The organism is Limimaricola litoreus (genome assembly GCF_024159025.1).
GTDB lineage: Bacteria > Pseudomonadota > Alphaproteobacteria > Rhodobacterales > Rhodobacteraceae > Limimaricola > Limimaricola litoreus.
The window spans coordinates 1-1,361 of the sequence record NZ_JAMYXC010000007.1; the positions used below are offsets into that span (position 1 = coordinate 1).

Below are 1,361 nucleotides of genomic sequence, written 5' to 3' on the forward strand. Positions count from 1 at the left end.
TGCGCCTACACCTACCGGCTTAAGCTTGCTCGTGAGACCAAGTCGATGACCCATTATACAAAAGGTACGCCGTCACTCCTCAAGGGAGCTCCGACTGATTGTAGGCGTTCGGTTTCAGGTACTGTTTCACTCCCCTCGTCGGGGTGCTTTTCACCTTTCCCTCACGGTACTGGTTCGCTATCGGTCAGTAAGGAGTACTTAGCCTTCGAGGGTGGTCCCCCGATCTTCAGACAGGATTTCACGTGTCCCGCCCTACTTGATACGTCCTATCATGCTTCCCATACGGGGCTGTCACCCGCTCTGGCCGAGTTTTCCAACTCGTTCTGGTCACACTCAAGGCTCGGCTGGTCCGCGTTCGCTCGCCACTACTAGCGGAGTCTCTGTTGATGTCCTTTCCTCCGGGTACTTAGATGTTTCAGTTCCCCGGGTTTGCTCTTTTAACCCTATGTATTCAGGTTAGAAGTACCTGGTTAACAGCGCTATTGAGTGCTCTTGCGAGCAACAATAACGAAGTTTCAGGTGGGTTGCCCCATTCGGAAATCCATGGATCAAAGCTTATTCTCAACTCCCCATGGCTTATCGCAGAGTATCACGTCCTTCATCGCCTCTTACTGCCTAGGCATCCACCAAACGCCCTTTTCGCGCTTGATCCGATCCAGAAAAAGCAAGGCTTGCTTTGTCGTCCTATCGCCCGGAGGGCTACTTGAGGACAAAGAGCAGAGCTCTTTTCTGAACCGAAAGTCATACGTTTTCCCGCCTCCATTCGCCCATGCAAGGCTCATGGAGACATAGGTTAGTGTACTTGACTTGGAACAAAACCATCTGCTCCGCAGCGCCCTGGGGCGCTCCGGGGTATCGACCTGACGCGGTCGAACCGATGGTTCTGATATATTCTCTCTAAACGATGTCAAAATCATGCGTCCGATTGGACGGCAAAACACTTAAGAAGTGCTTTACGGTCAAATCGGAGGGGCTGGTGGGTCGAGGAGGATTTGAACCTCCGACCTCACGCTTATCAGGCGTGCGCTCTAACCAACTGAGCTACCGACCCAACTGGTGGAGCCTATCGGGATCGAACCGATGACCCTCTGCTTGCAAAGCAGATGCTCTCCCAGCTGAGCTAACGCCCCGTTGGTTCCACCATCCCGAAGGATGGCCACCAATGTCTGAAGAGATATGAGGACGGCTCGGCTCGATATGCTGCTTTGATTGCAGCTGCTAAGTGCTTCATGACGTTTTGCGCTACCGCTTCGCTACTTGAGCGCGTTGGTTTCGCATCATGTTCTAGAAGCATCCTTAGAAAGGAGGTGATCCAGCCGCAGGTTCCCCTACGGCTACCTTGTTACGACTTCACCCCAGTC

Annotated in this window: 2 tRNA genes and 2 rRNA genes; all 4 read right to left on the bottom strand. The window is 53.0% G+C overall.

Going from position 1 to position 1,361, the window contains the following annotated elements:
• Window positions 1-651: ribosomal RNA gene (locus NHG85_RS00275) — 23S ribosomal RNA — on the bottom strand; the annotation flags it as partial.
• A gap of 323 nt (window positions 652-974) precedes the next feature.
• Window positions 975-1,051 (bottom strand) — tRNA-Ile (locus tag NHG85_RS00280).
• A 3-nt stretch (window positions 1,052-1,054) separates the two neighbouring features.
• Window positions 1,055-1,130 (bottom strand) — tRNA-Ala (locus NHG85_RS00285).
• A gap of 170 nt (window positions 1,131-1,300) precedes the next feature.
• Window positions 1,301-1,361 (bottom strand): 16S ribosomal RNA (locus tag NHG85_RS00290); the annotation flags it as partial.